31 protein-coding genes, 2 tRNA genes and 2 pseudogenes are annotated in these 24,853 nt (G+C 57.2%); 6 read left to right on the top strand and 29 right to left on the bottom strand.

Annotated features, from left to right (window positions below; genetic code table 11):
* Window positions 1–129 precede the first annotated feature (129 nt).
* On the top strand, window positions 130–1,728 hold the full coding sequence (locus tag ACS3WB_RS04615) for a DUF6538 domain-containing protein (protein ID WP_438274399.1): 1,599 nt from the start codon (window positions 130–132) through the stop codon (window positions 1,726–1,728).
* 395 nt (window positions 1,729–2,123) lie between these two features.
* On the opposite strand, the gene ACS3WB_RS04610 is transcribed toward ACS3WB_RS04615, so the two are convergent.
* Window positions 2,124–2,336 (bottom strand): hypothetical protein, encoded by a 213-nt coding sequence (locus tag ACS3WB_RS04610; RefSeq protein ID WP_438274398.1) that lies wholly within the window; start codon window positions 2,334–2,336, stop codon window positions 2,124–2,126.
* Between the two features lie 163 nt (window positions 2,337–2,499).
* Here ACS3WB_RS04610 and ACS3WB_RS04605 point away from each other — a divergent pair, with 163 nt between their 5' ends.
* On the top strand, window positions 2,500–2,730 hold the full coding sequence (locus ACS3WB_RS04605; protein ID WP_438274397.1) for an ECs_2282 family putative zinc-binding protein: 231 nt from the start codon (window positions 2,500–2,502) through the stop codon (window positions 2,728–2,730).
* 80 nt (window positions 2,731–2,810) lie between these two features.
* Here the strand turns inward: ACS3WB_RS04605 and ACS3WB_RS04600 are convergent, their stop codons facing one another.
* The 27 genes and pseudogenes from ACS3WB_RS04600 to ACS3WB_RS04470 all read right to left on the bottom strand — a co-directional run bounded on the left by ACS3WB_RS04600 (window position 2,811) and on the right by ACS3WB_RS04470 (window position 20,971).
* Window positions 2,811–3,131: a hypothetical protein gene (locus ACS3WB_RS04600; RefSeq protein WP_438274396.1), complete on the bottom strand. Its 321-nt coding sequence runs from the start codon at window positions 3,129–3,131 to the stop codon at window positions 2,811–2,813.
* A complete protein-coding gene (locus ACS3WB_RS04595; RefSeq protein ID WP_438274395.1) occupies window positions 3,128–3,538 on the bottom strand; it encodes a hypothetical protein in 411 nt (136 codons plus the stop codon). Before ACS3WB_RS04595 ends, ACS3WB_RS04600 begins: the two co-directional genes overlap by 4 nt.
* Window positions 3,539–3,704: 166 nt before the next feature.
* The gene (locus ACS3WB_RS04590; RefSeq protein WP_438274394.1) at window positions 3,705–4,424 is read right to left on the bottom strand and encodes a hypothetical protein; all 720 of its coding nucleotides are present in this window, start codon (window positions 4,422–4,424) and stop codon (window positions 3,705–3,707) included.
* Between the two features lie 155 nt (window positions 4,425–4,579).
* Complete coding sequence (locus ACS3WB_RS04585) at window positions 4,580–4,900, bottom strand: hypothetical protein (RefSeq protein ID WP_438274393.1); 321 nt, start codon at window positions 4,898–4,900, stop codon at window positions 4,580–4,582.
* A gap of 2 nt (window positions 4,901–4,902) precedes the next feature.
* A complete protein-coding gene (locus ACS3WB_RS04580) occupies window positions 4,903–5,103 on the bottom strand; it encodes a hypothetical protein (RefSeq protein ID WP_438274392.1) in 201 nt (66 codons plus the stop codon).
* Between the two features lie 644 nt (window positions 5,104–5,747).
* The gene (locus tag ACS3WB_RS04575) at window positions 5,748–6,413 is read right to left on the bottom strand and encodes a hypothetical protein (RefSeq protein ID WP_438274391.1); all 666 of its coding nucleotides are present in this window, start codon (window positions 6,411–6,413) and stop codon (window positions 5,748–5,750) included.
* A gap of 65 nt (window positions 6,414–6,478) precedes the next feature.
* Window positions 6,479–8,413, bottom strand: coding sequence for a hypothetical protein (locus ACS3WB_RS04570; protein WP_438274390.1), 1,935 nt, complete (start codon window positions 8,411–8,413; stop codon window positions 6,479–6,481).
* Complete coding sequence (locus tag ACS3WB_RS04565) at window positions 8,394–8,741, bottom strand: gene transfer agent family protein (protein WP_438274389.1); 348 nt, start codon at window positions 8,739–8,741, stop codon at window positions 8,394–8,396. The genes ACS3WB_RS04570 and ACS3WB_RS04565 overlap by 20 nt, the downstream gene beginning before the upstream one ends.
* Window positions 8,738–9,142, bottom strand: a complete 405-nt coding sequence (locus tag ACS3WB_RS04560; protein ID WP_438274388.1) for an HK97-gp10 family putative phage morphogenesis protein — start codon at window positions 9,140–9,142, stop codon at window positions 8,738–8,740. Before ACS3WB_RS04560 ends, ACS3WB_RS04565 begins: the two co-directional genes overlap by 4 nt.
* Window positions 9,139–10,035, bottom strand: a complete 897-nt coding sequence (locus tag ACS3WB_RS04555) for a terminase TerL endonuclease subunit (protein ID WP_438274387.1) — start codon at window positions 10,033–10,035, stop codon at window positions 9,139–9,141. Before ACS3WB_RS04555 ends, ACS3WB_RS04560 begins: the two co-directional genes overlap by 4 nt.
* A 107-nt stretch (window positions 10,036–10,142) precedes the next feature.
* Window positions 10,143–10,781, bottom strand: a pseudogene (locus ACS3WB_RS04550) (terminase large subunit domain-containing protein); the annotation flags it as partial.
* Window positions 10,750–11,142, bottom strand: a complete 393-nt coding sequence (locus ACS3WB_RS04545) for a phage terminase small subunit P27 family (protein WP_438274386.1) — start codon at window positions 11,140–11,142, stop codon at window positions 10,750–10,752. The pseudogene ACS3WB_RS04550 and the gene ACS3WB_RS04545, both read right to left, overlap by 32 nt.
* Window positions 11,139–11,453 carry a head-tail adaptor protein gene (locus ACS3WB_RS04540; protein WP_438274385.1) on the bottom strand — a complete coding sequence of 105 codons (315 nt, stop codon included), beginning with the start codon at window positions 11,451–11,453 and terminating at the stop codon, window positions 11,139–11,141. The genes ACS3WB_RS04545 and ACS3WB_RS04540 overlap by 4 nt, the downstream gene beginning before the upstream one ends.
* Window positions 11,454–11,535: 82 nt before the next feature.
* Window positions 11,536–11,799 carry a DUF3168 domain-containing protein gene (locus ACS3WB_RS04535; protein ID WP_438274384.1) on the bottom strand — a complete coding sequence of 88 codons (264 nt, stop codon included), beginning with the start codon at window positions 11,797–11,799 and terminating at the stop codon, window positions 11,536–11,538.
* Window positions 11,800–11,859: 60 nt separating this feature from the next.
* Window positions 11,860–12,138, bottom strand: coding sequence for a head-tail connector protein (locus ACS3WB_RS04530; RefSeq protein ID WP_438274383.1), 279 nt, complete (start codon window positions 12,136–12,138; stop codon window positions 11,860–11,862).
* A gap of 753 nt (window positions 12,139–12,891) precedes the next feature.
* Window positions 12,892–13,278: a hypothetical protein gene (locus ACS3WB_RS04525; RefSeq protein ID WP_438274382.1), complete on the bottom strand. Its 387-nt coding sequence runs from the start codon at window positions 13,276–13,278 to the stop codon at window positions 12,892–12,894.
* A gap of 202 nt (window positions 13,279–13,480) precedes the next feature.
* Window positions 13,481–13,867: a hypothetical protein gene (locus tag ACS3WB_RS04520; RefSeq protein WP_438274381.1), complete on the bottom strand. Its 387-nt coding sequence runs from the start codon at window positions 13,865–13,867 to the stop codon at window positions 13,481–13,483.
* 17 nt (window positions 13,868–13,884) lie between these two features.
* Complete coding sequence (locus ACS3WB_RS04515; RefSeq protein WP_438274380.1) at window positions 13,885–14,148, bottom strand: spike base protein, RCAP_Rcc01079 family; 264 nt, start codon at window positions 14,146–14,148, stop codon at window positions 13,885–13,887.
* 3 nt (window positions 14,149–14,151) lie between these two features.
* Window positions 14,152–15,315 (bottom strand): phage major capsid protein, encoded by a 1,164-nt coding sequence (locus ACS3WB_RS04510; protein ID WP_438274379.1) that lies wholly within the window; start codon window positions 15,313–15,315, stop codon window positions 14,152–14,154.
* On the bottom strand, window positions 15,316–15,816 hold the full coding sequence (locus tag ACS3WB_RS04505) for an HK97 family phage prohead protease (protein ID WP_438274378.1): 501 nt from the start codon (window positions 15,814–15,816) through the stop codon (window positions 15,316–15,318).
* The gene (locus ACS3WB_RS04500; protein ID WP_438274377.1) at window positions 15,809–16,132 is read right to left on the bottom strand and encodes a gene transfer agent family protein; all 324 of its coding nucleotides are present in this window, start codon (window positions 16,130–16,132) and stop codon (window positions 15,809–15,811) included. Before ACS3WB_RS04500 ends, ACS3WB_RS04505 begins: the two co-directional genes overlap by 8 nt.
* Window positions 16,132–16,833, bottom strand: coding sequence for a hypothetical protein (locus tag ACS3WB_RS04495; protein WP_438274376.1), 702 nt, complete (start codon window positions 16,831–16,833; stop codon window positions 16,132–16,134). Before ACS3WB_RS04495 ends, ACS3WB_RS04500 begins: the two co-directional genes overlap by 1 nt.
* Window positions 16,830–18,056 carry a phage portal protein gene (locus tag ACS3WB_RS04490; protein ID WP_438274375.1) on the bottom strand — a complete coding sequence of 409 codons (1,227 nt, stop codon included), beginning with the start codon at window positions 18,054–18,056 and terminating at the stop codon, window positions 16,830–16,832. The genes ACS3WB_RS04495 and ACS3WB_RS04490 overlap by 4 nt, the downstream gene beginning before the upstream one ends.
* A gap of 271 nt (window positions 18,057–18,327) precedes the next feature.
* Window positions 18,328–18,404 (bottom strand) — tRNA-Pro (locus ACS3WB_RS04485).
* A 175-nt stretch (window positions 18,405–18,579) separates the two neighbouring features.
* Window positions 18,580–19,071, bottom strand: coding sequence for a DUF192 domain-containing protein (locus ACS3WB_RS04480; protein ID WP_438274374.1), 492 nt, complete (start codon window positions 19,069–19,071; stop codon window positions 18,580–18,582).
* Between the two features lie 176 nt (window positions 19,072–19,247).
* Window positions 19,248–19,901 carry a cold-shock protein gene (locus tag ACS3WB_RS04475; RefSeq protein WP_438274373.1) on the bottom strand — a complete coding sequence of 218 codons (654 nt, stop codon included), beginning with the start codon at window positions 19,899–19,901 and terminating at the stop codon, window positions 19,248–19,250.
* A 698-nt stretch (window positions 19,902–20,599) separates the two neighbouring features.
* Window positions 20,600–20,971, bottom strand: coding sequence for a hypothetical protein (locus ACS3WB_RS04470; protein WP_438274372.1), 372 nt, complete (start codon window positions 20,969–20,971; stop codon window positions 20,600–20,602).
* Between the two features lie 466 nt (window positions 20,972–21,437).
* On the opposite strand from ACS3WB_RS04470, the gene ACS3WB_RS04465 reads away from it, so the two are divergent.
* Window positions 21,438–21,887, top strand: a complete 450-nt coding sequence (locus tag ACS3WB_RS04465; RefSeq protein ID WP_438274371.1) for a VOC family protein — start codon at window positions 21,438–21,440, stop codon at window positions 21,885–21,887.
* Between the two features lie 277 nt (window positions 21,888–22,164).
* Here the strand turns inward: ACS3WB_RS04465 and ACS3WB_RS04460 are convergent, their stop codons facing one another.
* Window positions 22,165–22,404, bottom strand: coding sequence for a hypothetical protein (locus ACS3WB_RS04460; RefSeq protein ID WP_438274370.1), 240 nt, complete (start codon window positions 22,402–22,404; stop codon window positions 22,165–22,167).
* Between the two features lie 274 nt (window positions 22,405–22,678).
* On the opposite strand from ACS3WB_RS04460, the gene ACS3WB_RS04455 reads away from it, so the two are divergent.
* From ACS3WB_RS04455 to ACS3WB_RS04445, 3 genes and pseudogenes are all read left to right on the top strand, one after another.
* Window positions 22,679–22,753 (top strand) — tRNA-Glu (locus ACS3WB_RS04455).
* 43 nt (window positions 22,754–22,796) lie between these two features.
* Window positions 22,797–23,048 (top strand): annotated as a pseudogene (locus ACS3WB_RS04450) (DUF6538 domain-containing protein); the annotation flags it as partial.
* A gap of 17 nt (window positions 23,049–23,065) precedes the next feature.
* The gene (locus ACS3WB_RS04445; protein ID WP_438274369.1) at window positions 23,066–24,688 is read left to right on the top strand and encodes a tyrosine-type recombinase/integrase; all 1,623 of its coding nucleotides are present in this window, start codon (window positions 23,066–23,068) and stop codon (window positions 24,686–24,688) included.
* Window positions 24,689–24,853: the final 165 nt, after the last annotated feature.

Genomic DNA, 24,853 nt, shown 5'->3' with positions numbered 1-24,853 from the left:
GTCGGGGCAGCTGGAGTAGAGTTGCCCCGACCAAAAATTAAGGTATATCAATATCGATTGATTTTTCAGTCCCTTATCGCGTAAGGCTGCACGACAAACTGTTACGGATCAGTCTTACGCGATTTTAGAATGGCGCTTCGAACAAACGTCCAAAGACGGCCCGGCTCCGCGATGTATTACGCGAGAGTCGCTATCCCCCGAGACCTTCAACCGCTCTATCCGACCAGTGGCGGAACCAACAAAAAGGAACTCTGGAAGTCGCTCGGAACGCGCGATCCGAAACAGGCCGCGTCCAAGGCCCAGCCAATTCTCGCGCGATGGGAAGCCGAATTTGATCGGCTCCGGACGCGCCGCCAGCCGACGCCAGCCGATTTGAGCAAGGCCGTTTGGGACCATTATGAGACCGAGCTAGAGCGGGATCGGCAGGCCCGGACCAACCTGCCCGGTCAGCAAGATATCGAACGCGCCGCCAACGAATTGCGAACCGCAGTGGAAGCCGCTGGCGAGGTCACAATCAGTGATGTTGCCGACTACCTTGTTGTCCGCGATGCCGCTCAGTCGGGCCGCGAACAACGGGAGCGGCACCTTGAAACGCTCCGACTGCATCTGGCGCGGGGCGAGACCGCCTTGATCGAATGGGCCGCTGATGACGTGATTCAGCGCGAGGGGCTGATGATCCCCAAAGGATCGTCCGTCTATCGCGACCTTTGCCAGCGATTGCAGCGGGCCGAAATTGAGAAGCTCCAGAGGACAATCGAGCGCGACCAAGGCAACTTCACCGGCACCCCTGCCGATCCGATCGTTGCGCCGCCCGACCCGACCATGGGCAAAAGGCAGGCCGCGCCCGGTGAGACGCTTGCCGAACTCTATGCCCGCTATGAGGCGGAACAAAAGGGCCGGGTCACGCAAGATACTTGGAATCAGAATGCCGGGATTGTGCCGCTGTTCTTCGAATTCATCGGAGAGAATTCCCACGTCAGCGCGGTCACGCGGAAGGCTGTTCGGGACTGGAAACACGCCCTCGCCGCTTGGCCGCGTAAGGCGACCAGCATCAAGCAATTCGACGGCATGTCCTTCCGCAAGGTCATTGAAGCCAACAAGACGGTCGGCAAGCCTGTCATCAGCGTCCGCACGACGAACCGATACATCAGCGCCCTTGCCCCGTTCTGCCAATGGCTATTTGACAGCGACTATATCGAGCAAGACGCCTGCCAACGGATGCACCTTGCCGTCGATAAGAAAAAACGGACGGTCTACCCGTGGTCCGGTGATGAGCTGAAAATGATCTTTACCTCGCCACTCTTTGGGACGTGCCGGGGTAATGGGCAGGAACACCTTCGGGGCAATATCGAGATTCGGGACTGGCGCTACTGGTTGCCGTATCTCGCGGCCTATAGCGGCGCGCGCCTTGGCGAGTTGTCGCAAATGCTGACCGGCGACGTTCGGCAACACCATGGGGTCTGGATTCTCCATGTCACGCCGGAAGGATCGTTGGACAAGTCAGTTAAGACGGATGGCAGCGCCCGCGTGGTGCCCCTGCATTCGCGGCTCATTGAACTTGGATTCCTGAAATATCACGCGCGCATGGTTGAGCGTGGCGAGAAACAGCTATTCCCGGAATTGAAGCCGGACGCGCGCGGGGCACTATTCGCGAACGCCGTCGCGGTTCTTTGCGGGCTACTTCAAAGACATCGGCGTGAAGGAAGACAAGAGCCGGAATTTTCATAGCTTCCGGCATAGCGCTGCCGACGCCTTCCGCCGTGGCGGATATATGGACGAAATCTTCGGCCCGCTGCTAGGCCATACCAAGGCCACGACGACAGGAATCTACGGTGTATTGCCGCAAGGTGTCTGAGCGAGCGGCAGAAGATCATTGAGGCGATCAGCTATCCGACAGTCTTTTAGAAGGCTACTTTGCGACGGTGTGTAACCGCGCCGATTCAGACAGTGCTATCTGGGGAAAGGGGATTTTCTGATGGACGATTTGAAACTTCACACCCCTGATTTCATTTTTGAGGCTTCGGGGACGGGCGTTATCATGACGCGCGTTGCCGATGGCCGATGGGTAGCGGGCATAAGTGCAGTTGCGGCGGTGTATTCGAAAATGTTGAAGGTCGCTGACCTTACTTTTTGTCGGGGTCCAGATCGGGATAGATGTTTGCAATATACAGTTGCAACACCGCTACAGCGCCCATCACCTCACCCAGCGACCGCCTGAATTCCTTTTGTAATTCGTCGCCGGAGATATGGGTATGAATCAGTTCGTGCAGGCGGTTCATGTGGGTGCCCGCAGAGGTTAACTCATCCATGAAGCTTTTGGCCAGTTCACGTTCCATGGCGGCTTCTAACTCAAATCAAACCACGTCCAAAATGGAATTAGGACACTCCCAAAATCAAACTAGGTCACTGAGGGTCGAAGTAGGCTATGACCCTTGACTCTAAGAGAACAAAATAGGAACATGATGCCTACCCGGTCAAGTCGAAACAGCGAGGCCAGCCATGACCACGGAAAATGTGAGTGTGAATTTCAAATGCCCGAAGTGCGGCTGCACTTCTATCAACTTGCCTGACCATCACACCGACGAGTCGCACGCCACCTGCAAGGATTGCGGTGCAGACTTTGGACCGTATGGTGACATCAAGAAGCGCGCCGTTGAGCTTGTGAGGGATAAAGCTCAAGAGAAGCTTCGTAATGCGTTCAAGGGTGTTAAGGGATTCAAGATCACGTAAGCTGACGAAAACGGCGCGCCGCCCCATAATTTAAGACATCAAAAAAAGGCGCGGTTGCCCGCGCCCTTCTTGTTAGACGGTCAAGCTCGCCGCTTTCTTTCCCTAGCGACTTGCCGCTTTATCTTTTCGAAATTGGCATCAACGAACTCACTACAGGCCGCACGAAAGAGACGTGGATCATTGGAGACCGTCTCACAGAATTCGCGATGACCCTCTTCAGGGTCATCCTCATATTCTTCGGCGAGACGTTCTCTCAATGCTTCAAGGTCAGCGATAGCCGCCGCCCTGTATGCAGGAGATTCTTTCCACTTGAGCTTGACGGCGGCCTGCTCGATTTCTGCCTCCGTCATTCTTTGCTCGCCACCGACCAGCAAATTTTGGACCGCGATGATATCGCTCATAGGCATTGCTCGCGCTCCCGCCAACGCTCTAACTCATCACGCATTTCATCGCCAGCTTCGCGGATGTCGATGGCGAACCTGAGGGTGGCACCCCTATGCCCGAAGGTCATTGTCGCGACGATCTTCTTTGTTTTTGGATCGTATCCATCGACGCGATACCCTGTTTTCATGCAAATAATGTCAAGGCGACCGCCGTCCTCAAGAGCGACGCCATTGAGCCTTGGATCATTACCTCCCATAACTACATCCGCAGCAAATTTAGCGACCGCGTTAGTGTCGTCGATCGACATTGGGAATCTACACCCATCAAAATCCAGAATGACACGCGATGTTTCCACTCTATCCCTGTATTCCATGATGATGCAGTAAGGGTCATTGACTCCAGCGGCGGCTTTCTTTTTAGTCATAGACGACTCCTATTGAATGGCGCTGAGCCGGTGCAAGGTCATCAGCGCAAAGGTTTCCTGTCCGCAGAAATGCGGAATGCACGTCTCCGGTAGTCACGTCAGGGCGAGCGAAAGCCTTCCGCGCCAACGGATGGTTTGATGCTCGCCTTATTCGTTTTTTATGTTTCTATTTTTTAGTTCCCCAAGTTGCCCAGCTCCCCCTCCCCTTAATTGCGCTTTCCCAATGCTCGTCAATTTGTTCGTCGGCAAAACTCACGATATGCCGACGCAGCGTCTCCGAGTATTCCGCGTTCTTACCCTGTTTCGGGTCAAAGCGCCGCCATTCCCGTCCAATCATCGCTTGTAGTTCGCGGATCACGTTAAAGCGCTCCTTCGAGGAATAACTACTTTCTGGGCGAGTCAGAAAATCCAAGCCAAACACAAGGTTGCCGAACAGATTCTTGAGCTGGTCATCTTCCTCAAGACACCGCTCGACACATCGCATCGACCAGACGTTGCCCGAAATCCCATCGTCCTTTGCTGCCTCGTCGACAGCGCGCTTCAATGAAGCTGGCACCCGAATATAGATCGTCGCTCCCGGCTCAGCTTCCGCCGCCGCTTCCGGTGGATCGTCAAACGGATTGCGAAAGATTTCAACCTCGCCGGTCATGATCCACTTATGAGCATCTTCCGGACTTTGGGGCTTGAAGGTGTGGACCGTCGCTAGGTGTTTCGACCGATCTTCCTCGTTCCAAACCTCGCTGACCGTTTCCCGGTGCAGAAAGAAAGCACCACCCCTCGTCTGGTAAAGCGTTTCGGTGATGTTGCCGTCGTCGTCCCATCTGGACATGCCGAGCCGGGTTGATGTGTCGGTGTTGTAGGTCACGCCGTTGACAATCCGCTTCATTTAAAAAACCTCACATGCTTGCTATTGATATATTTCAGTTGCAAGCATGTGATACTCAGAATGCCACCTAAAGTCAATCCACATGCAAGCATGTGATAAGACTTTATGTGATTGCATGTAATTACAGCGGTTTTAGCGATCGGTGCGGGATGGTCTTAACCGGTAAACTCAGTGCCGCTGCCCGCCAGAAGCTCTTTCAACTGGCTGCGCATCAGCTCTGCCTTGTCATGCGTGAGGGAAGCTACTGTCGCCTTGTCGACTGAAATGACGATTTGAACGCCCACGTTCACGCACGAAATCCGGCCGGACGCATCGTTGATGCTGGTAAGCGCATTGCCCAATGCGGATTCCAACCCCTCAGCTTCGACTAAGCTCAGGGTGAGCGGATCACCGCCATCGATCGTAAGATCGACGGCGACGACGCCCCTTTCGGGTGGCTTATCGGGAAATCGAGCAACAAGCGTCCAACTGCTCATTGCTAGTCTTCCTCTTCCTCATCCAATTTGCGAATGCTCTCGGGCCAGATGTCGAGTTTCTCGCCCAAGAAGTTCAACTTGATCTCATCCTCTGTGATGGTGCCGGTCCAAGCCGATGGCGCGACGCTCAAGAGCGGCGCAACACTCATGAGCGTCGCCACGAGCCGGTTGTATTTGGTCTTCGGAAGATAGGTCGCGGCCATCGAAAGCTCCTGTTGGTTGGTTGCGATGACGCAAGCAATCATATTCGCTGAATCGGCGCAAGAATTTTATTTAACGATTTCAATTAGTTAGTCAATATTGACTTATATCTTCAAGCAAGCTGACCGCGAAGCGAAAATTCCGGCGCTAGTCGTCGCGGCCGATGCGCCGGAGGCGCGCATGGCCGGAAGGCTCAACCTCAACCTTGGCGAGATCATCCGATCTGGTTCTTTACTCCGGTGGGAAAGCCCGGCGCAGCCGGGCGCATCCGGAGGGTATCCTATTCATTCAAACAGGATGATTCTCCGGCCGAGAGTTATCAAAAAGCTGGGCGCGAAGCGCCCGGCCGAGCGAAGCGAGGCTCTTGCCTTGGAGCGCAACGACCGCGCGAAGCGCGGGAGGCCGCGAGCTTCGGCTTTTTTTGGTAACGCTCCCACTCTCTTAAACACCCAAACACCCACATACATAGAAACGTTACATCGCCGGAATTCGAAAAGAGCTTTTCTATCAATGGCTTACTCGAATCAGGGTGATACAAGCTCCGGCTGGTTTTGTATCACCCTGCTCCGAATCTTGTATCACCCTGTATTTGTAACCTATTGAAATAAAATAGCTTTTTAGACAGCGTTACATGGGCTTTCAGTGATCACAGGCTATGCCAAGGTCCGCCTTGAGCCTGTAATCTCACGATCCGCTTCCGGTTTCGATCCACCTGTAGCCGGGTGATCTTGTCACCAGTCACCCGTTCATAATTCGCCGCAAGGTCGGCTGCGGATATAGGTCCGGACTTGGCTCTCACGACGCTCGCCACATAGCAGAACATGGCGAGCGCCTGCTCTTTGCCGCGTAACTGCTCCAGTAGTTTATCGCCGCGCGGATTCGCCGTGGCCTTCCGGAGCTTGGCGACGAGCGTGGCGTAGCTCGTTACGGATGATCTCGCGCGGTGCAGGCGAACGCGATTGCGAGTATATCTGCGCTTCTTCTCCGCCCGCGCGTTGCGGATCATTTCGTTACGTTCGGAGAGAGCCGCCCGTTTATCCGGTGTGGCGCTAGGTGCAGCACATATGGCTGGTGCCGGCTGTAGATGATCCTGCTCATCGTCGGACGACGCTTCGACTGGATCGTCGTCAAACTCGCTCAGCAGTTGATCGATTTCCGCCTGCCTACTTCGCGCGATTTGATCTTCGTCTATCAGCGCGTCCAGTGCGTCGTTTGCAGGCTGGTCGTCCGAATAAATTCCAACAGCACGCTTAAGAAAGGCGTGCAATTCAGATTCGGTTCGTCTATATTCTAAGTCGTGATCGCGGCTCATGCGATCTCCTTTCTTAGACGCCGCTGTTTTGCCGACAGCGGCGTCTTTCATTTCAATTTGGAATCTTAGACGAGCATTGACGCTTGAGCAACTCGCGCGCTGATCTTTGAAAAAAGATTCAAGAGAGTCAGTAAAAGTTCGTCGAAACTGCTATACTGACTAATATCGGGTCGGCTTTGCAACGGCACGGCTCGATACTCCTTGAAAGACCGACGGCGGGATCGTCGGGGCAGGGCCGTCCGTGCCAACGATCGGCGCATGATCGGTTGAACGATGGTCATCTTGATGACCATTTCTTCAATCGACCGAACAACCGTCTTGGCGAGGTCAGAGAATCCTTGTCCGACCGATTTAGTGCCATCGAGCATGTCGGCAAGGCCGGTCACAAGGCTACTGCTGATCGTGCTGGACGTTTGCTTGAGTGCCTCGTTGAAACGCATCGCCGCCGCTTCCGAACTCGCGAGCGCAGCCGGAACATCGCTGCCGTAAATGCCTTTCAGCTTTTCAGCAATCGCTGCATCTTCCGGAGATAACAACGAGGTCTGACGATCAAACTTGATCTCGCTAGCGACTTTGGCCTTAGCGAGATTGTCGCCCGCCTCGCCCGCCGCCTTCGCCAATTGATTGATCTTCGCGATCAAGGCGTCATTGACCGGCAAGCCCGCCTGTTGTGCGGCGGTCAGAAGCTGAGCCTTGGCCCGCAATTGCTCAACAGCCGACGAACTAAGCCCCACGGCCTGAGCATCGGCCTGCATCTTCGCGGTGTGCTTTTCGAGGGCTTCCGTTGCGCGGTCGAATTGATCCTTTTCCGCCGCCTTGTCGGCAACCGGATTCTTAGACGTGTCGCCACGAACGGCGGACTGAACGTCTGTCGCCTCCCTCATTCCCTTGGCGACGTTGGCGTGATTCTGTAGCGCGGCCCGAAGTTTCGCATTGGCCGAGAATTGCCCACTATCCTCCGTAAGCCCCATGGCCTCGGGAGTGGAGTTCAACCCCATCGCACCGGTGGCGTTCGCCAGGGAGGTCCAGATTGAAGCGCCGCCGATACGATTAGCGAACCAGTCGGGCACCTGTTTAAGGGCCGAATAGAGTTGAGTGGCGTAGCCGACCGCTGCGGCAAGGTCTTCTGTGATCGATACCCAAGACTCATGGTAGTTCATACCCGCGCTGGCGAGGTCGTCCTGAATCGGCTTCCACTTCTCAGCGAGAATCTTCTGGGCGGCTTCCATCCGCTCTTTCAGCTCAACGGCGCGGCCGATGTCTTCCGACGAAATGATCTGAGCCTTGTTGATCGCGTCGGCGCTGGCGAGCATCCGATCCAGATAGCCGCTGTCAGACCGCAGGGCGTTGGTGATCTGCGGTCCAAATGCCCGCCCGACAAGGTCCAGCGCGGCAAGTCGCTCGCCGTGTTCCATCATCTGGTTGATCAGAGAGACAACAGCCCGAAGCCGGGTCTCCGCGTTGGTTGCGCTCGCGAGCGCCGCAATACCGGTGTTGCCGGTCAGGTTGCCCGCGTCCTTTAGCTCGTTGATCCGCTTCTCAAGGTCGCTACCGCCTAATTTCGGAGCGCTGGCGTTATTGAACTGCACGAGGGCCGCAGATAGGTCCGCGATTTTGTCGCGCGCCTCGCCGCTGGATTTCGTAATGCGCTGGAAGAACTCAGTCGAGAAGCCGGAAGCATTGGCCTTATCGGCGATGTCGTTCCACTCTGCTACCTTCTTTTTAGCTAGATCGACCGCGTAACCCATGAGCTTGAACGCATCGCTTACGGCAGTAATTCCGAGTGCGATCGGTCCCAAGACGCCAAGCACCCGACCAAAGGCGAGCGCTGCGCCGCCGGCAACGCCCTGCGAAGCCAGCCAGCCCGCGTTCATGGCGATGACTTGCTTCGTTACGGTAAGAGTCGTCGCGCGAACCAGCGACGACGTTTCGTTCATCTTCCGCTTGAAGTCGTCTGTTCCGGTGACGCGGATCGGGATATTAAGCTGCGGCGTCGGCACGGGATGCCCCCATAAACAGCGCAACCAGGAGGCCAGCGGCAACGCCCACATTGTCGACAATCGGCTTGGTGCGGACATGCTGATTCAAGAGCGCATCAGCCTCCCGTTCGGACATGCCAGCGCCGATCAGGCCAAGCTCTAGGACGCGCTCCACATCTTCAAGCGAATAGCTGCCGGTCTCAAATCGGTTCATGACCGATGCAAGGGACGATCCGTTGTCGCCGGGAATGCCCCGGTAGCTCAGGACATTGCGGACCCAAGGGTGATTCAGGGTCAGGCTATATTCCGTCTCGCCCCACTTCACGGTGCGGGCGCATTCGTCAATCACTTGATTACCTCGTTCGCTGCTTCATCGATCGCTTGCTGGATCTCATCTTTACGGGCTTGGTAGGTCGACCAAAAGAACGGCCGCGCCGATTGCCGCGAAGTTCCGAATTCGAAAGCGAGCGCGTAATCGTAGTCGACGCCACTGCCTTCCCGGACTTCTTTAGTCGTCAAGTCCCCTCCCGCCTGCACGGCATATTCGAGCGGACTACTACCCGGCACGACGACGCACGATACTTCGAGGTCGCCGGTCTCTTCCGGCGACTGCTCCAGCGCCTGCAATGCGGCGCGCTGGGCATCGGACAGAGCTTCCGCCTGCTCACGGATCACGTCGGCAAGTTCAGCCGTCAATTTGTCGGGCAGGCTTTCGAGGTATGCTTGGAGGTCTTGGTTATCGTCGCTCAAACCCAGTCCTCAACGCTGAAATTCGGATCGTCATAGACGGATCGTTGCTCGCCACCGGCAGCGGCGCGGGAAACGGCCATCCAGGTAGCAACGGCTCCGTCTATTCGATCGGTAGACTTGCCCTTGTGCATGACGCGATTGCCGGCGCTGTCTGTATGGATCGCAACGTTCGAAAAACACCAGCGCAACACCGGATGCCCGCCGTGGCGGAATTTGCCGCCGACGATGGCCCGCTCTAATTCGTTGAGCGCCGGAGATTGCGTGACCCAACCCTGTCTGACCGTGACGACGGGCAGGTCTTCATCTGCTAAAGGCGACATGACGGCCTGTGCGTAAGCGATGTCGAAGGCGATCTCGCGAACGTCATAGCGATCGTTAAGGTCGCGGATATAGTTCGCGACGGCCTTGTTATCGATCACGTTACCGGGTGTTGCCGTCAGGAAGCCCTCTTTCGACCACGACACATAGTCGACGCCGTCTAGGTCGCCACGTTTGCGGATATCCTCTGCAGGGCAGAAGAACATCGGCAACACGATGTAGCTGTCATCCTCACCTCGGAAACACGCGACCACGGCGCTTAGGTCGGTCGTTTTGCTCATGTCGACGCCGATCCAACACGGCGCGCCCCGCAATGCCTGCACGTCAATCGGATCGGAGCCGCGATCATAGGTCGCCATGTCCACAAACGGCGACGTGGAGTGATCCAGCCATATATTGAGCTTGTATTGCTTCAGGCTGTCGCGTTCGGTTGGGCTGTCCTTGGCGCGGGCGACATGCCGCCGGAAACCCTTGAGCGACGGATAGCCGTGAGCGCTACCGGGATTGACGCGCCGCCAAACGTCTTCACTGGTGTAGTCACAGCCGGATCGGCCTCGAATAGAACTGGAAGCCAAGTCGGATCGATCACTTCACCGCGCGCGATCTTGCGGGCGCGCTCGATTACCTCATGGGCAATGTTGTCCTGACCCCTGCCCGCTGTCGTCGCGACGACTAGAAGGCTATTGTCCGTCTTGTCGAGCCCGTTGGTCAGCACCTTCCAGAGATCAGCGCCGCGCCAGACGTGGATTTCGTCGGCAAGCACGAACGCGGGCGTCCGCCCTTCCTGCCCCGGCGCATCCGACGAAACAACCTCTAGCTCCGATCCTTCGCGCGGATAGGCGATGCGTTTGGCGGAATTGAAGGCGTCATAGACCTTGGTGACCGGAACAAGGTGCTTCGGATCGGCATGAATGATGCCACGCGCTTCTTTGAAGGCGATGCCAGCCTGCTTTCGGTCGGACGCGGCGAAGATCGCTTCACCACCCGGCACCAATTCCGGGCCGATGGTGTGGAGCAACGCCAGCGCTGCCGAGAGCGATGTCTTTCTATTCCCACGCGGGACCAAGATCACGACAACGCTGACGATCCGGGAGCCGTCAGGATTGCGCGGACCATAGATGCGCCGAACGATCCTCTCTTGCCACGGATCAAGCTGGAATGCCCGCTTCGGCAGGGTGGACTTGGGATGTTTAAGACGGCGCAGGAAGGTCACCGCCCGCTTGCCATAGCCGAACGGGTCGGGAATCTCGGAGCCGTCATAAATCCATTCCGGGAAGGTGCTGGCAGGCTTAGACGGCAAGGGGATTATCCCCGTCGTCATCGTCGCCGGTGTCACGGATTGCGGGCCGGGATCGGCTTACCGGCGTTAAACCAAGCTCATTCGCAGCAAGGCGCGCGGTCGTCTGGGCCGCATTCAAGGTGCCGATGGCCGGGTGTTTCTTGCCATTGAGCACCAGGCCGTCACGGTTCAAGAGCCTTTGCGCCTCCCGCATGGTGCCGATGGCAGTGCAGTAGCTTTCCAGAATGCCAAGATCGCCGGTCGTGATCGTCATGCGCTCGTTGAGGATCGGTGCGATCCGTCGCCATTCCCGCTTGCCCTCTTTGCCGAGCCAAGACGGCGGATTGCCGATCTCAACCGGTGACTGCGGTTTGATGACTTGGGGTTTCACGCCGCGCGTCACTGCCCTACCCGCTCACACATTATATCGAGCCCGACGCGGCGACCGATTTCCTTGATTGCGGTGATTTTAAAGGTTTGCCCCTCGAATACGACACGATGCTCAAGGGTGATGCCGGGATAGAAATAAGCCCGAAAGGTTGCGGTGCTGTCGGTGACGGCGTGTTGCCCTTGCCGGTCATCAAGGGACCGCATGATAAGCTGGGCGCGAAGGCTAACAACCGGTGCCCATGATGCGACCGGTGTGCGGTATTCGTCATAGGTAACGGTCGCCGCTTCAATGACGATCACGCGGTCAAGGTTTCCGGCTCGCATCAAGCAACCTCCCGCATGATCGCTTGCACATTCACGATGCCATGGCTCCATTGATCGGGATCAGCAATAAACCGGGTGTCGTTTACGCTGATATCGGCAATCGTGAAGTCGTCGGCATCGATATACTGCCGCGCGATCTGGGCATCAAACTGACGGCGTCTACAACCGCACCGACAACTTCCTTTGCAAGTCGCAAGCCGGGTTCCTTAATCCACACATGCAAGGTGGAATAGACGGTCGCAATCTCGCCGCGATAGACCGCTTGCGATTGTCCGATCAGGATGCAGCGTTCACGCTCCGGCCGTCCGATAGTATCAAGAATGCCGTCCGGTCCGATGGTGTCCATGATCATTGCCGAGCAAGCGATCGGCAATGACTTTCTGTAAGGCGAGCGACGGTTCAGGCATCAGAAACACCACGCCCGGAACGGTTCCAGCAGATCGAGGAAACCCATGGGCAGCGACTGCCCTACGACTCCCACGAGGGTCGCTTCCCGGTTCGCGTATAGATGCGCCGTAAGCTGCAAAATGGCTTCGTTCACAGCCTTTGGGGTGCTGTCTGTAATTTCCGCGCCGGTATAGGACGCAACCCAATCGCTCGCAGCAGCCAGTTTCGCCGTAATCAGGGCGTCATCTGTGTCGAAAGTAACGTTTAGATGCGCCTTGGCGTCGTCTAGCGTGAGCATGTGAAAAACCTAATTAGATGCTGTCTTGCGTTGAGGGGGACATACGGTCAGAACGACTTTCTGAGAAGTCTGCCGCCTCCCCCGGTCCCAGATCGGCTCTTTAAGTGTTGCTTTCATGCGAAGCTGGAATGTTCTGAGGGCATGGTCCACATCATGGATCAGCTTATTGAAAGCGACGTTCAAGCGTTCTGCTTGGCGCTTTTCCCTCTCAGAGAAAGCAGGTTGGCCGCGACCAGTGCGCGGCCTATACAATGCATCTGCGATCGGCCATCCCAACTTAATGCGAGCACGCAGACAAGCATCCGACTGGCCTGTCCGCTTGGCCCATTCAACTAATGGAAGCGTCACGCCGTCATGCGTGAGCGTCGTCAAACCCTTCTTAAATGGCATTCGCTCTGTTCCTTGGTATTCTCGCTCTGTCCTACGCATTGCGAGCCTCATTGATGGTGTCCCGCGCATTGCAGCGTCGACAACCTGGCTTCCAGTTAGAACGAACCATGCGAAGATCGGGACGTTGCCTGATACTGATGACATGCCGAACAAGCGTCGCGGGTGCGCCGCATTCGCAGTATTGGTTCGCAGGCTCAGCCAGATAGGCCGATGCAGCCTTTTGCCATTCGTGGTCATAGCCGCGCTGGGATGCAGCCGGACGACGCTTATCAGCTTCGGCTTTCCGACGCTGGACGCAAAGGCAAACGACGTTCGCGGGAACGATCTTGCCGCAAGAGCAAACTTTCGGAGGGCGAGACGGCATCACGGCACCTGCACGTTGGCTAGGTTGCCGATCGCATCGAGCTTAGCGCGCGTTGCGGAATCAATCTTGCCGTTGAGGGCATCGACTGTTTCATCGTCTTTGCCGCCAAAGATCTCCCGCAGAAGTTCGATGCGGCCTTTCTTGGCTTCGATGATCTCTGCCGGTGTGGCCTCCCATGCGACGTTCGGAGGCCAGCCAAGCCAGCCGGTGGCAATGCGGAACAAGGTCGCGAAATATTCGTCATAGGGCATCAGCTTGCCGGTCGCTGCCGGTTCGCCATCTGCATCATCATGACCGGACAGCTTAAGGACGAATGCCTGTAGCTGTTCCCGAATGGACCAGATGCTGTTGGCAAGACCGTGCTGGTCGCTCTCATACGCCAGCAAAACAGCTAGGCGAGGATCGGCGCAAGCGGCGCTGATAGACCAAGAGAAGCAGAAACACTGCCACTACCAAGAGCGGCATAGAGGTTTTGTAGGCCATCATAATCCCTGTGAAGACGGACAGCGGCCCGCAACGTCGGGCGCAAGGTGAACGTCTTGCTCCCTACGGTGATCTTCGTTTCGTCTGCGAGCCGCTGCATTGTCATTACGCCACCGGACGAACGGAAGCGTTACCGAGAACGGCAATCGCACCGGCTGCAATCGATGTGCCGCTGTTCAACGTGAGAACAACGCGGACATACTGCTTATGACCGATGTAGGACTGCTTGTAGACGCTGGACGCTGCCAGAGCGGCCGGAAGCTCGCCAACGAGGTCGGACGCTGCCACGTCCGCAAAGTCGCCGTCCGTCGAGGTGTCAGACTCTTGCAGCTTGGCCGTGAAGTTTCCGGAGCCAGCAATCGCACCGGTATTGATGACGATTGCAGCCGAGCCAAATCCGGTCGTATCGACCGCAACGCCCTTGACGGTCGCGGTCTGCACCGCTGGCGCAAGAGCCAGGACGGTGCCGATGTTCGAAGCGATATCACGCATAGAAGTAGTTTTCCTTTTTAATGCCAGCCGACGACTGTTGCCGTCGTGCCTGTTGCCAAAATACGAACGGCTCTAAAGCCGAACGATTGCCCAGCGCTCATGGGATAAGTGATGTCTGTTCCGGTCTCATCGCGGATGACAACGTTGCCATCCGCTAGACAGAAGATGCCGCGCGGTCGGATCGGAAGGTCTTCCGTATCTGACGGGGTGATAGCGAAGTGCCGATAGACCAAACTATCGTGGCTTCGCTCCCGAGTCTCCCAAAGGTCGACTTGCGTCATCCGCTACACTGCGCACTTGATCTTGCGAAGCGCAGCAGCCTGCACCACGCCACCGCCAACACGGCGGGTTGCGTGAATGCGGGTCGTGCTATTGGTCGCCAGCAGATACGGGTTGACCATGATGGACAGCGCCAAGCGGTCGATGATGCGATATGCCGTGGCGAAGTCGCCGAACAAGATCGGCACGGTGCCCGCGCCAACGTCGTCCATGTCGGGACATTCGACGACCGGACGGCCAAGGATTGTCTCGGGCTGGCCTACCTGATAGCTGGGCTGCCAAAGGTAGTTGCCCTGTCCGTCCTTCAACTTGCGCATAGCGGCAAGCGTCCGGCTGTTCATCAGCCAAGTGGCGTTGCCCCGATACGGCGTCGGAAGGTCATACATGACATCGATCAGCAGATCGGCGGGAGACGTGCCCAACGTCGAAGCGTTGCCGGTCGCCTTCACCGTAACGTTCGCGTTGGTCAGAACGCCTTCCGGCTGCAACGGACCAGCGCCCTTAAGGAAGGCTGTTCCTTCCTTGAGGCCGAAGTCTTCCGAAAGCGCCATCCGAACTTCGGCTTCCGCAGCGCCGGCACTGTCAGCCAGAAGCTGGTTCGAAATGTCGATGTAGGTCGTGATTTCCTTCGGCGCGATCTCGACTTGCCCGAATGTCGGCTCGCCGGTCCCTTGCGCTTGTGCTTCGCCGGTCCACTTGGCATCGCTGCGACCGGTGCGGCTCGGATAGATCACGCTGGACAACGCCGTTTGCCGCACGCTGGCAAGGCCACGGATCGGAGAATATTGCAGAAGGTCGCGGATGAACTCGCTCGAAAACTCTGCCGGAGCCAGATAGCCGCCCTGCGGGTCGCCGGAAACGATCAGGCTTTTCAGTTCGAGCGGACTAACGCCCTGCTTACCGTTCCGCAGATACGTCCCGAACGCCGCCTTAGCAGCCTTGGTCTCTTCCGGCTCGTTATCGTTGTCATGCCGGACGCCCGGTCGATTCAACTTCGCTTCGAGCTTATCGAGCCGATCCGCCAGCTTGTTATCGTTCGCGGACTTGGTCTCGATATCTTTCAAGCGAGCATCAACGGACGTTTTCAGTTCGTCCAGCGCCTTGGTGACGGTCTCAGCCGGATCAGCGTCATTGCCGTCCTTCAATTCGAGAGCGAGAGAGGAATTCATTCAGTTACTTCCTTTGAAATGGGCCGCAGCCCGTAAAATGGCTGCGGCGATCGCCTGAGCCGAGTTGAGAGATTTCGCGCTGGTGATTTGCGCTCGCGGGTGCGAGGGGTTGCGAACGATGGAAACTTCGAAGAGGTCCAGAGCGCTAATGATGCGATTGCGACCCTGCTTAGTGGACGCTTTCGTCTTGAAGCCGATGGACAAGCCGGAAACCAAACCGCCCTTGACCATTGCGAGAACCGAACGCGCGCGCGGGCGATCCATATGGAGCTTGCCCTTTACGATAAGGCCGTCGTCGGTTTGCTTCACTTCGTCCCATGTGCCGATCAAGTCGGATGGATCGTGCGAAAACAGGATAGGCAAATCGGACACGGCAACATTGATCGCGCCTTTCGTTACGATGTCACCGACGCTATCCGCCGATCCGAACGGCCACGCATTGCCGGTGATCTCGCCAGCGTCACTGACGTTGAGGGTTGCTTTGATTTCGAGCTTATCCATTGACGGCCTCATGGGGTGCGCCGAACCAGCGGCGTTCCAGAACCTTCGCGGCCAGCGGATAGGTTTCCGCAAGCGGACGATCCACGACATAAGCTGCGATAAGCTCAGCGGCTCGCTTAGGCGTCGTGCCGCCGCCGATCAAAGCGAGACGGATCGTTTCGGACACGTCGGCTTGTGAAAACTGCCGGTTGAACACGCGATGGCAAATTGCGCCGACAGCGCCGCACTTCTGTTCAAGTTCAAGGATCAATGCGGGTGTGAGCCGGAACGTATATTCGGCGTCACCAAAGAACGCAGTATGGGCAAGGTCGCTCATCAATAGCTCCCGGCCGGAAATACAGACTTAGTGCCGTCAAAAAGCGGGTCACTGACGCCTTGATAAGCGCCGATGTCCTCGATATCGGCGTCGAACGAAACACCGATCGAGCCAACAATGCATTCGCCGTAGGGAAGCGGAATGGCCGAGCCCTGCCGGCCCGTATTCGTCGGGCCGCTGATGGCGTAGGAATCGGTCTTTTCACCGGCCTTCGAGGCAGCGGGGTTTGACATCAGCGTCGAAACACCGGCTAACGTGATGCCAAGGCCAACGGCCGCGATGCTGCCCCATGTGAAACCAAGACTTGTTCCGCCAAGGGTAACGGCGGTGCCAAGCTGCGATAGCGGCGCGGCCAGCGTGCCCCCCGACATGAAGATCGCGCCGCCGATCAAAGCAACGCCAAGGATGGTCTTAACCACGCCCTTGCTGTTGTTCGCAGCGCCCTTGGCAACCGGAATGATGTGCAGATCGGCGCGGCCAAGATTGAACTTGTTGACCAAATCAAGATCAAAGGCCGTTCCGTTGCGCTTGTCACCACGGACGATCTTGTAAGAGCCGGTCTTCAGCGCATCAATTAACTTGCCGGGAAATGCGCAGTTCAAAGCGCGCAATGCTTCACCCGCCGTTTGCACGTCAAACTTGAATGAAGGACCGAACGTCTTTTTCAGATGTCCGTGAAGGTGAACAATTCTAAGGGTCATGTGAGGTTCGCCGTCTGGATCGCGGGATTAATGAATTCGTCGCCGCCTTCGTAACGCGGAAGGCCGAGCCGCGAGCGGGACTCGTTTGGATTCATCACGCGCGCTGCGATTGCTTTGCTGTAAGCCTCAACGCGCTTGTCAAAATCCACTTGCAGAAAGTTCTCAAAATCGAACTCGATACAGAACTTGCTGCGATCTTCCGGAGACAGGAGCTTGAGGCTCAATTCGTCCTGCCAGCGGGTGATCCAGTTAAGCAGCGAATACGTAACGAACTCTTGGCCCATTTCGGCAACGTTCGACCAAGTCGCCCGATCCATTTGGAAAAGCATGTGAACGGGCACACGGAACAGCCGAGCGATTTCCGCAATCGCATACTGGCGCTGCTCGTTGTATTGGGCATCGACCGCAGACAGAGTGACCGAAACCCAATCCGCGTCTGCCGGAAGAACAGCCGTCCCGCCGCTGTTGCCGCCGCCGTGAGCGGCGTTCCAAGCCGTGCGAACCTTGTTGAGCGCATCGACCGTAACAACGCCGTTCGCCGTCGCAGGCTTGACCTTGATGATTCCGCTGGGGCGAGCGCCCCGACCAAAAAATCTAGCGGCGAATTGCTCAAGAGCTATAGCCAAACCGATCGGCTGACGGCCTTCGTGAATCAGGCCGCGCGGACTAAGAGCCGGTGACGGAATATGGATGATATCTTTGCGCTGAATCTCGCGAGCATCTGTCCCCGCGCCGAGCGTATAGACCGGCTCAACATTGCTCCAATCGACGCTGATGGGCTGGTAGTCGGGATCGAAGCGAACAAGCTCAACCGGGTTGCCTTCGGAGTTGCGGCCGATTGAGGCAAAACCGCCTGGGTGTAGGAGTGCATCCCTTGTTACCAATTCCCGGAAGCGCGAGGCGACCTGAAAGTCATTCGGCGCGCTGCTGAGCATCGCGTTGAGAGGATGATCTGGCGCGGGGGTTTTGGAGCCGTCGGGGCCGACCCGAAGGATACGGACGGGAATTTGGCCGATACTCTCGGATATGACGCGGACGGCGCAATTGACCGCCGAACATTCCATCGCCGTTCGGGCATTGACGTTGACGCCAGCTAAGGCCGGTTGTCCGCCGAATAGATCGAAAAGCCAAGGCTCCGGGTTTGCGGTGCCGGATGATTTGGTTTCGAGACCTAGGAAGGATTTGAAGCGAGATTTGAACGACATTCCGAATTTGAGACGCAAGAGGGTCCAGCTTTTCGCCGGACCATTCGCACTCTCTCGGAATGGTCACCGCCCTATTTGGGCGCTGCGGGCCGTCTCACACTCTCTCGGAGATCGCCGCGCAATTCGAATTTGCACCAGTTTGAAATATAATTTCGCGAATTGCAACGGGGTTGAACGAAATTTCTGGCAAAAATTACGGAAAACTGCCCCGATTAACTGTTACGGATTGCAACAATTTGTGCAGCGCATATACCGTATAACTAATTGATATTATTATATAATAACGAAATGGTCGGGGCAGCTGGATTCGAACCAACGACCTGCAGTACCCAAAACTGCCGCGCTACCAGGCTGCGCTATACCCCGATCCGCTGGGAAACGATGTCGTTACATGCTTCCGGCTGGCCCAGCAAGCCGACCAGAGCCTTTCCGCTTCCAGTGGAAGCGGAGCACCGCCCTATTACGTTAAATAGACACGTTTTCTTCTCTGCGTGGGCGGTGCTGCCCCCGGGTAGCCGAACGTGGTTTGGTCGAAAACGTCTCAATGGCCGTTAAAGAGCGGGTGCGAGACCCGGTCGCCAGGCGCGATGCCGTACTTTTTCGCGGTCCCCGCAATCACCTCCAGCACACCTTTTGCCAGGCCGCCCGAGGCAATGATACGGGTCGAAAGCGGCTCGGTGTTCTCCGCAATCCGGAGAACACGGCCGTCGGGAGAGATGAAAATCATGTCGAGCGAAATGTAGGTGTTCTTCATCCACATCGACACCTGCTGGGCCGGAGAAAAATCGAACAGCATCCCCTGCCCGTCCGGCAAATGCTTCCGATACATCAGCCCCTTTTCTTTTTCTTGCTCGGTCGTCGCCATCTCTACCGAAAACATTCTCACGCCGGCGCGGGTTGCGATTTCCAATGTCTGGAATTCGGCGGCGCGGGCACCGTCAACATGTGGCGCAACGATGCCGATCCACGAGAGCAGCGCAATCCATAGACCGAGATGCAGCCGCTCAAGACCGACCTTCCGCATGCGCATCATCGGGGCAACCTGTCAGGGGAAAGTATATTCGCAGCAGCCGGAAATGGCATCACCGGCCCACGGGAGACCTGTAGCGGTCTGCCTCGACGGCGGCAAAACACGATTTCCGGAAGGTACCGCCGCAAGCCGATCGAAATCGGCACGCTGGCCACCTTCGGTGCCTGCCGTTCGCCGGCTCAGTGCGAAGAAAGACCAGGGGCGCCGGATTCCGGTTGAACTTCCGCCGCCATCATTCCCTTGGAACCCGGCCCGAACCGGACCAGGACGAACTGTCCCGGCCGAAGCTCCGTCATGCCGAAGCGTCGCAGCGTTTCCATGTGGACGAAGATATCGGGAGTTCCGTCGCCGCAGGTCAAGAATCCGAACCCGCGCAGCCGATTGAACCATTTCACCTGCGCCCGCTCCAGACCGCTGGTCGGCGTCACGCTGACATGAGTCCGCGGCGGCAGCATCTGTGCGGGGTGAATAGCCGTGGACTCGTCCATGGACGTGATCCGGAACGCTTGATAGCCCTTCGCCCGCTGCACGCATTCGCAGACCAGACGCGATCCCTCATAGGCCGTCTGGTAGCCGTCGCGGCGCAGCACGGTGACATGCAGGAGCACGTCCGGCCAGCCGTTGTCAGGGACGATGAACCCGTAGCCTTTTGAAGCGTCAAACCATTTGATGACGCCACTGATCTCGACGATGTTTGCAGGGGATTCTCCAAGTCCCGTAAACGGACCGACCCCTGACTCGCGATCCGTGGTTCCAGAAAAGTCCTTCGATCCAAGGTGATCGCTCACCGTCGGACTTCCAAACTTCCTGGATTCAAATCCGTCCGACCCCATGCCCAGGACCCCACACATCTACTACGACACTACGGCTACCATCTGGATTTATCACCGTTATTCCCAAATGAATATAGCCGCGCGAATCTTACGAATCAAAAGATAACACTATGGTTGACGTCGCAAGACAAAAAATAATTTGACCTGACGCTATGAACAGCCTTGCACATGCGCGAATCATTTCTGTCGTCCCGATGCTGATTAAGTATTTCTGTGTCGTTGATGTCGCGCAGGATGGGACAATCAGCCGTCGAATAGCTGCTTGTTGAGGATAAGCACCTTTGCGCCGGATTTTCTCGTCACGATCACCGAGGACGTAGCGCATAATAGGCCTCATGCATTGTAGGAGCGAACAGCGTCTCCGCAATTACATTCGATTGAAACGCGAGGTCTTCGTCGTTGAAATCGTTCCAGATAGGGCGCAGATGCAGGAGGCTTGAGCGTAATGCATGAGCGAGATAACAGGCCGCGAGAGACAAATCCGACGGGTAACAGGCAAGGATCAGAGCGCGCCGAAATCACACGGCGCGTGGCCAACTTCAAGGCGCATCAAATCAGGCTCCAGCGGCAGCGCGAGGAGTACTACACCTCGATCCGCGCCCGAATAAATCGAGCGCTGGACCTTCCACAGCCGACGGACGTCGCTCCGACTGAATGATGCTCGTCCCCGAGGTATCAACCTCGGGGATTTCGGCGCATCACCAATAGCGATACGGGCGATGCCAGCGGCGGTGCCAGTAGGGACCCGGTCGATAGGCGTACGACGCACCGTAATAGACGGGTGCCGCACCGTAATAGGCCGGCGGTCCGCGGTAATAAGAGTAGGCCGGAGACCATCCACCGTAATACGCCGGTCCATAATATGGCCGGTAATAACGCGGCCTATAATAACCGCCGTAATATCCGTAAGGCCCATAATAATAGGAACTGGCCGCCGCCCCGGCAGCCAATGCGCCGATGGCAAGACCCACGCCAAGGCCGGGCCCCATGCGATAGGCCTGAGCCGGCGCTGGTGCAACGGCAGTACCGATCGTCGCCGCTGTCGCAATCATGATCGCCGTCTTTTTCATGCTCTATCCTCCTGCGAGGTACCGGCAAACAACGCGGGTCCCCAAGGTTTGGTTTCAGGAAGCAAAGCGGCAGGAACCAGTCCACGTGAACTGGTTTGTGCCATTCCGGGAACCGGTCAGCGGAATTCTTAGAGAGGTTCTTGATTTATTGAAGGAAACTCGTCGACGCGGAACGCGCGAGGAATAAAAACTAACGAGCGAAAAAGACTATCAGAAATCCGACCCGCACAGCCCTGCCGGCCCCGCGATGAAAATAACCTTGCGGGTTGTCGTTCGTAGAATGATTTCGCCGCCCCGCGTCCGCGGTCGAAATTATTCTTTCCCGCGCGAAAATCGGTCTTGCAGGTCACGCCCCACGCAGCTTTGTTGCTATCGGCAGCCGGAATCCGCCGTTGGTCCGAAGTCGCGACTGGATCGCCGGCGCTGCCGTCCAAAGCAAAATTATTGTCGGCAGGAGACACGGAACATGCGTTACCTTCACACCATGTTGCGCGTGCGCAATCTCGATACCGCACTGAAATTTTATCGCGATGCGCTCGGGCTGAAGGAAGTTCGTCGCGTCGACAACGAGAAGGCGAAATTCACGCTGGTGTTCCTTTGCGCGCCGCAGGACGAGAACCTCGTTAAAGAGTCACGGGGACGCGGCGCGCCGCTGGTCGAACTGACCTACAATTGGGACGAGGAGACCTACGGCGAGGACCGCTATTTCGGTCATCTCGCCTATGAGGTCGACGACATCTATGCCACGTGCGAGCGCCTGATGAAGCTCGGGGTTACGATCAATCGGCCGCCCCGCGACGGCCAGATGGCGTTTGTCCGCTCGCCGGATCGGCATTCGATCGAGCTGTTACAGAAGGGCGAGGCCCGGCCACCGGCCGAGCCGTGGAGTTCGATGCCGAACACGGGTCATTGGTGAGACCACCGGAGGCCGCCGCTTCCTTTCTCTGCAAAGCACTGAGCGGCGGAACGATTCCGCTCGCACGATGTTCACCTTGCAAATATCGACTTTCGAGGAGAGCAGAATGGGACGTGGAATTTTGCTTTGGCTGCTTGGCGTGCCGATACCGGTGATCATTCTTTTGTGGCTGTTCTTCGGTCGTTGACGACCGCATCCAGCCTCAACAAGGGCCTCGCTTCAGCGAGGCCTTTTTACGTTCCTCCTTTACCCGCCGCTCTCAGAGCGCAGCGTTGCGTCAGCGGCCGATGCCGCCATCCATGCTGATGCCTCCACCGACCCGCACGCAAGTCGACGCGCCTTTAAGCCTGACAAAGCCCGGTCCATATTCCGGACAGGATTTTCGCGCTGAGGGTGCCTGTTTGGTCCCGATCTTGATATCGCGACCGGAATTAGGCGTACCGCGTGTCTGCGCCCAGGCGGGCGCACCAGCGACCGTCAGCACCACGAGCATTCCGCGCAACGATCGCCATATCATGTCAGCTTCCATGAGGGGCGCTTGACCTCGCCCAAGACCTCTTTTGCATCGTTTTGCGGCCCAAGCGAGGCCCCGCGCCGCTTGGGGCTTGCATCGGGAGAATGCTTGCCCCTCCGGGCAAACGCCACTATACGTTCCGCCGCTGCCGCCGGTCAGGTTCACTTGCTGACCGGAGACGCCGTATGATCAGTCCGATGCAGGATATTGATTAAACGGCATTATCACAGCGGATTTGAGACTGAAACGACGGCGCGATTCATCGCTGAAAAGTTCAGCTCCCTTCGTCTATCGGTTAGGACGCCACCCTTTCACGGTGGAGAGAGCGGTTCGATTCCGCTAGGGAGCGCCAGCTCTAATCTAAGCCATTGAAAAGCTGAAATCTCTGAGCGATCATGAGCTTAGGGAAGCCGCCCTGCTACACAAACGTAGCCCACAAGGGTGGTCCACAGATGGCGGTGATGAGCTACATCCAGCGACGACGTTCCGGGGTCTATGAGTTTCGCAGGCGAATGCCGCAAGCATTGGCTGGCAAGGCAGTCCCGGCGCATATGCGGGGGCAATTCCCCGACCTCATCAACTCCAAGGCGGGATGCTTCAAGCGTGAATATGTGCGGTCACTCGACACAAAGGACTGCGCCAACGCCAACGTAAGGCTCACCGGTTGGCATCGTGGTGGATCGACCTCACCGAGAATGCGGTGGCTGCGCTGCAATCCCCGCCAACGTCATCGACCTCCCCGGTTGACCCACAGGAAATTGGCGAGGCGGTCTATCGGCAATTGTTGGCGGACGATGAGGCGGAGCGGATTGAGGGTGATGACCGGCGCTATATGCATGACCCTCGGGGCCGTGACAATGATTGGCCTGACCTTGTGCCCGTCCGGCCGTCGCCAGCGGTGGGCATGGAGTTGGACCATGCGGAGGTCTATGGCTCGGAGGTTGCCGACCTCGCGCGGGAATACCGTGCAGCCTACGCTCGACGTGACCCGACGATTGTCTCTGCGGAGACGGCCATTGAGCTAAAGCGGCGTGGTACCTCTTACGACAAGTCCTCTCCCGAGTTTCAGGCCGTCGCTCTTGAAGTCCTGAGGGCGCATGTCCGGGCCTATGACGACATGGAGAAGCGCCAGCGCGGTGAGGATGTCCCAACATCATCGCCTGCCATTGCGGCATCGCGCGGGCCTCTTCTCTCAGAAGCCTTCAAGGTGTGGAAATCCGGTGGCGGTAAGGCGCGAGGAGCGCGGAAGCCCGGAGCTAACACGATCATTGAAGCCGAACACGTCGTCCGGTACTTCAAGGAATTGCACGGCGATATGCACCTTGCGGACATCACGCGGGGAAAGGCGCGAGAGTTTCGCGATGCCATAGCCAAGGTGCCTACACGGCTTCCTGCCAAACTCCGCAAGCTGCCACTTCCGAAGCTCTTGGAACGTGACCTCTCGGGACTACCGCTGCGCCACGCGACCACCATCAACAAGATGCTCCAAGTCCTTGGCGCTATTGTCTCAAGGGCTGCCAAAGCGGGATTGCTTGATGACGTGTCTTCAACCTTCGCCAATCCGTTTGGCAAAGACATCAAGTTTGAGGTGGATGAAGCCGCGCGAACCTCGCGAGGATGGTTCACCAAGACGGACCTGGCGGCAATCTTCACGTCACCTGTCTATGCCGAGAACTGGCGCACGGATGGTGGTGGTGGAGAAGCCGCCTTTTGGTTTCCGCTTATAGCCTTGTTCGCAGGAATGCGCCTGAATGAGATTGCACAATTGCGGATATGCGACCTCAGGCAAGATGAAGATGATGGTAACGTTTGGTTCTTTGACATCGACCGCAGTGGTGGCCGCAGCACCAAAACCAAATCATCCGTGCGCCGCGTTCCCGTTCACCCTGAGCTAGTCCGCATTGGCCTCCTCAAATACCGCTCATGGATAGTTGCACGCGCTGCTAACCCTGAGAATGCCTTGTGGCCTGACGTGAGGTCTACGGGAGACCGAACGAGGTCCGCCGCGTGGTCCAAATGGATCAACCGCTACATGCGCGATGAATGCGGCATTGCGGATGACTCCAAAGTGTTTCACTCGTTTCGACATACCTTCAAGCGCATGACGCGCGATGCTGGAATCAGCGAGGAAATGCATGATGCCCTCACCGGCCACGCCAACAGAGGGAGCGTCGGCAGAGGCTATGGCGCGGGGTTCTCCATCAAGCCGTTGGCGGATGCCGTGGCGCGACTATCTGCACCTATCGACCACCTCAGCGGCGTCACGTGGAGACAGCCGAAGGCATAGGGTTCGCTCGCTGCTCACCATCATCACCTCATGCGACAGCTTCATGCACCCAGCCTCATGCCCTTCGCTTTATGTCGCTGTCGCCCGCTCATTATGGTGGTGTGGCTTGGAGTTGGCCCGGTGTGAGAGGCATGAAGTAGGTCACTTTGAGGCTATACCCTCAGT

The organism is Nitrobacter sp., from assembly GCF_051535215.1.
GTDB lineage: Bacteria > Pseudomonadota > Alphaproteobacteria > Rhizobiales > Xanthobacteraceae > Nitrobacter.
This window is presented reverse-complemented; position numbering and strand designations above follow the sequence as displayed.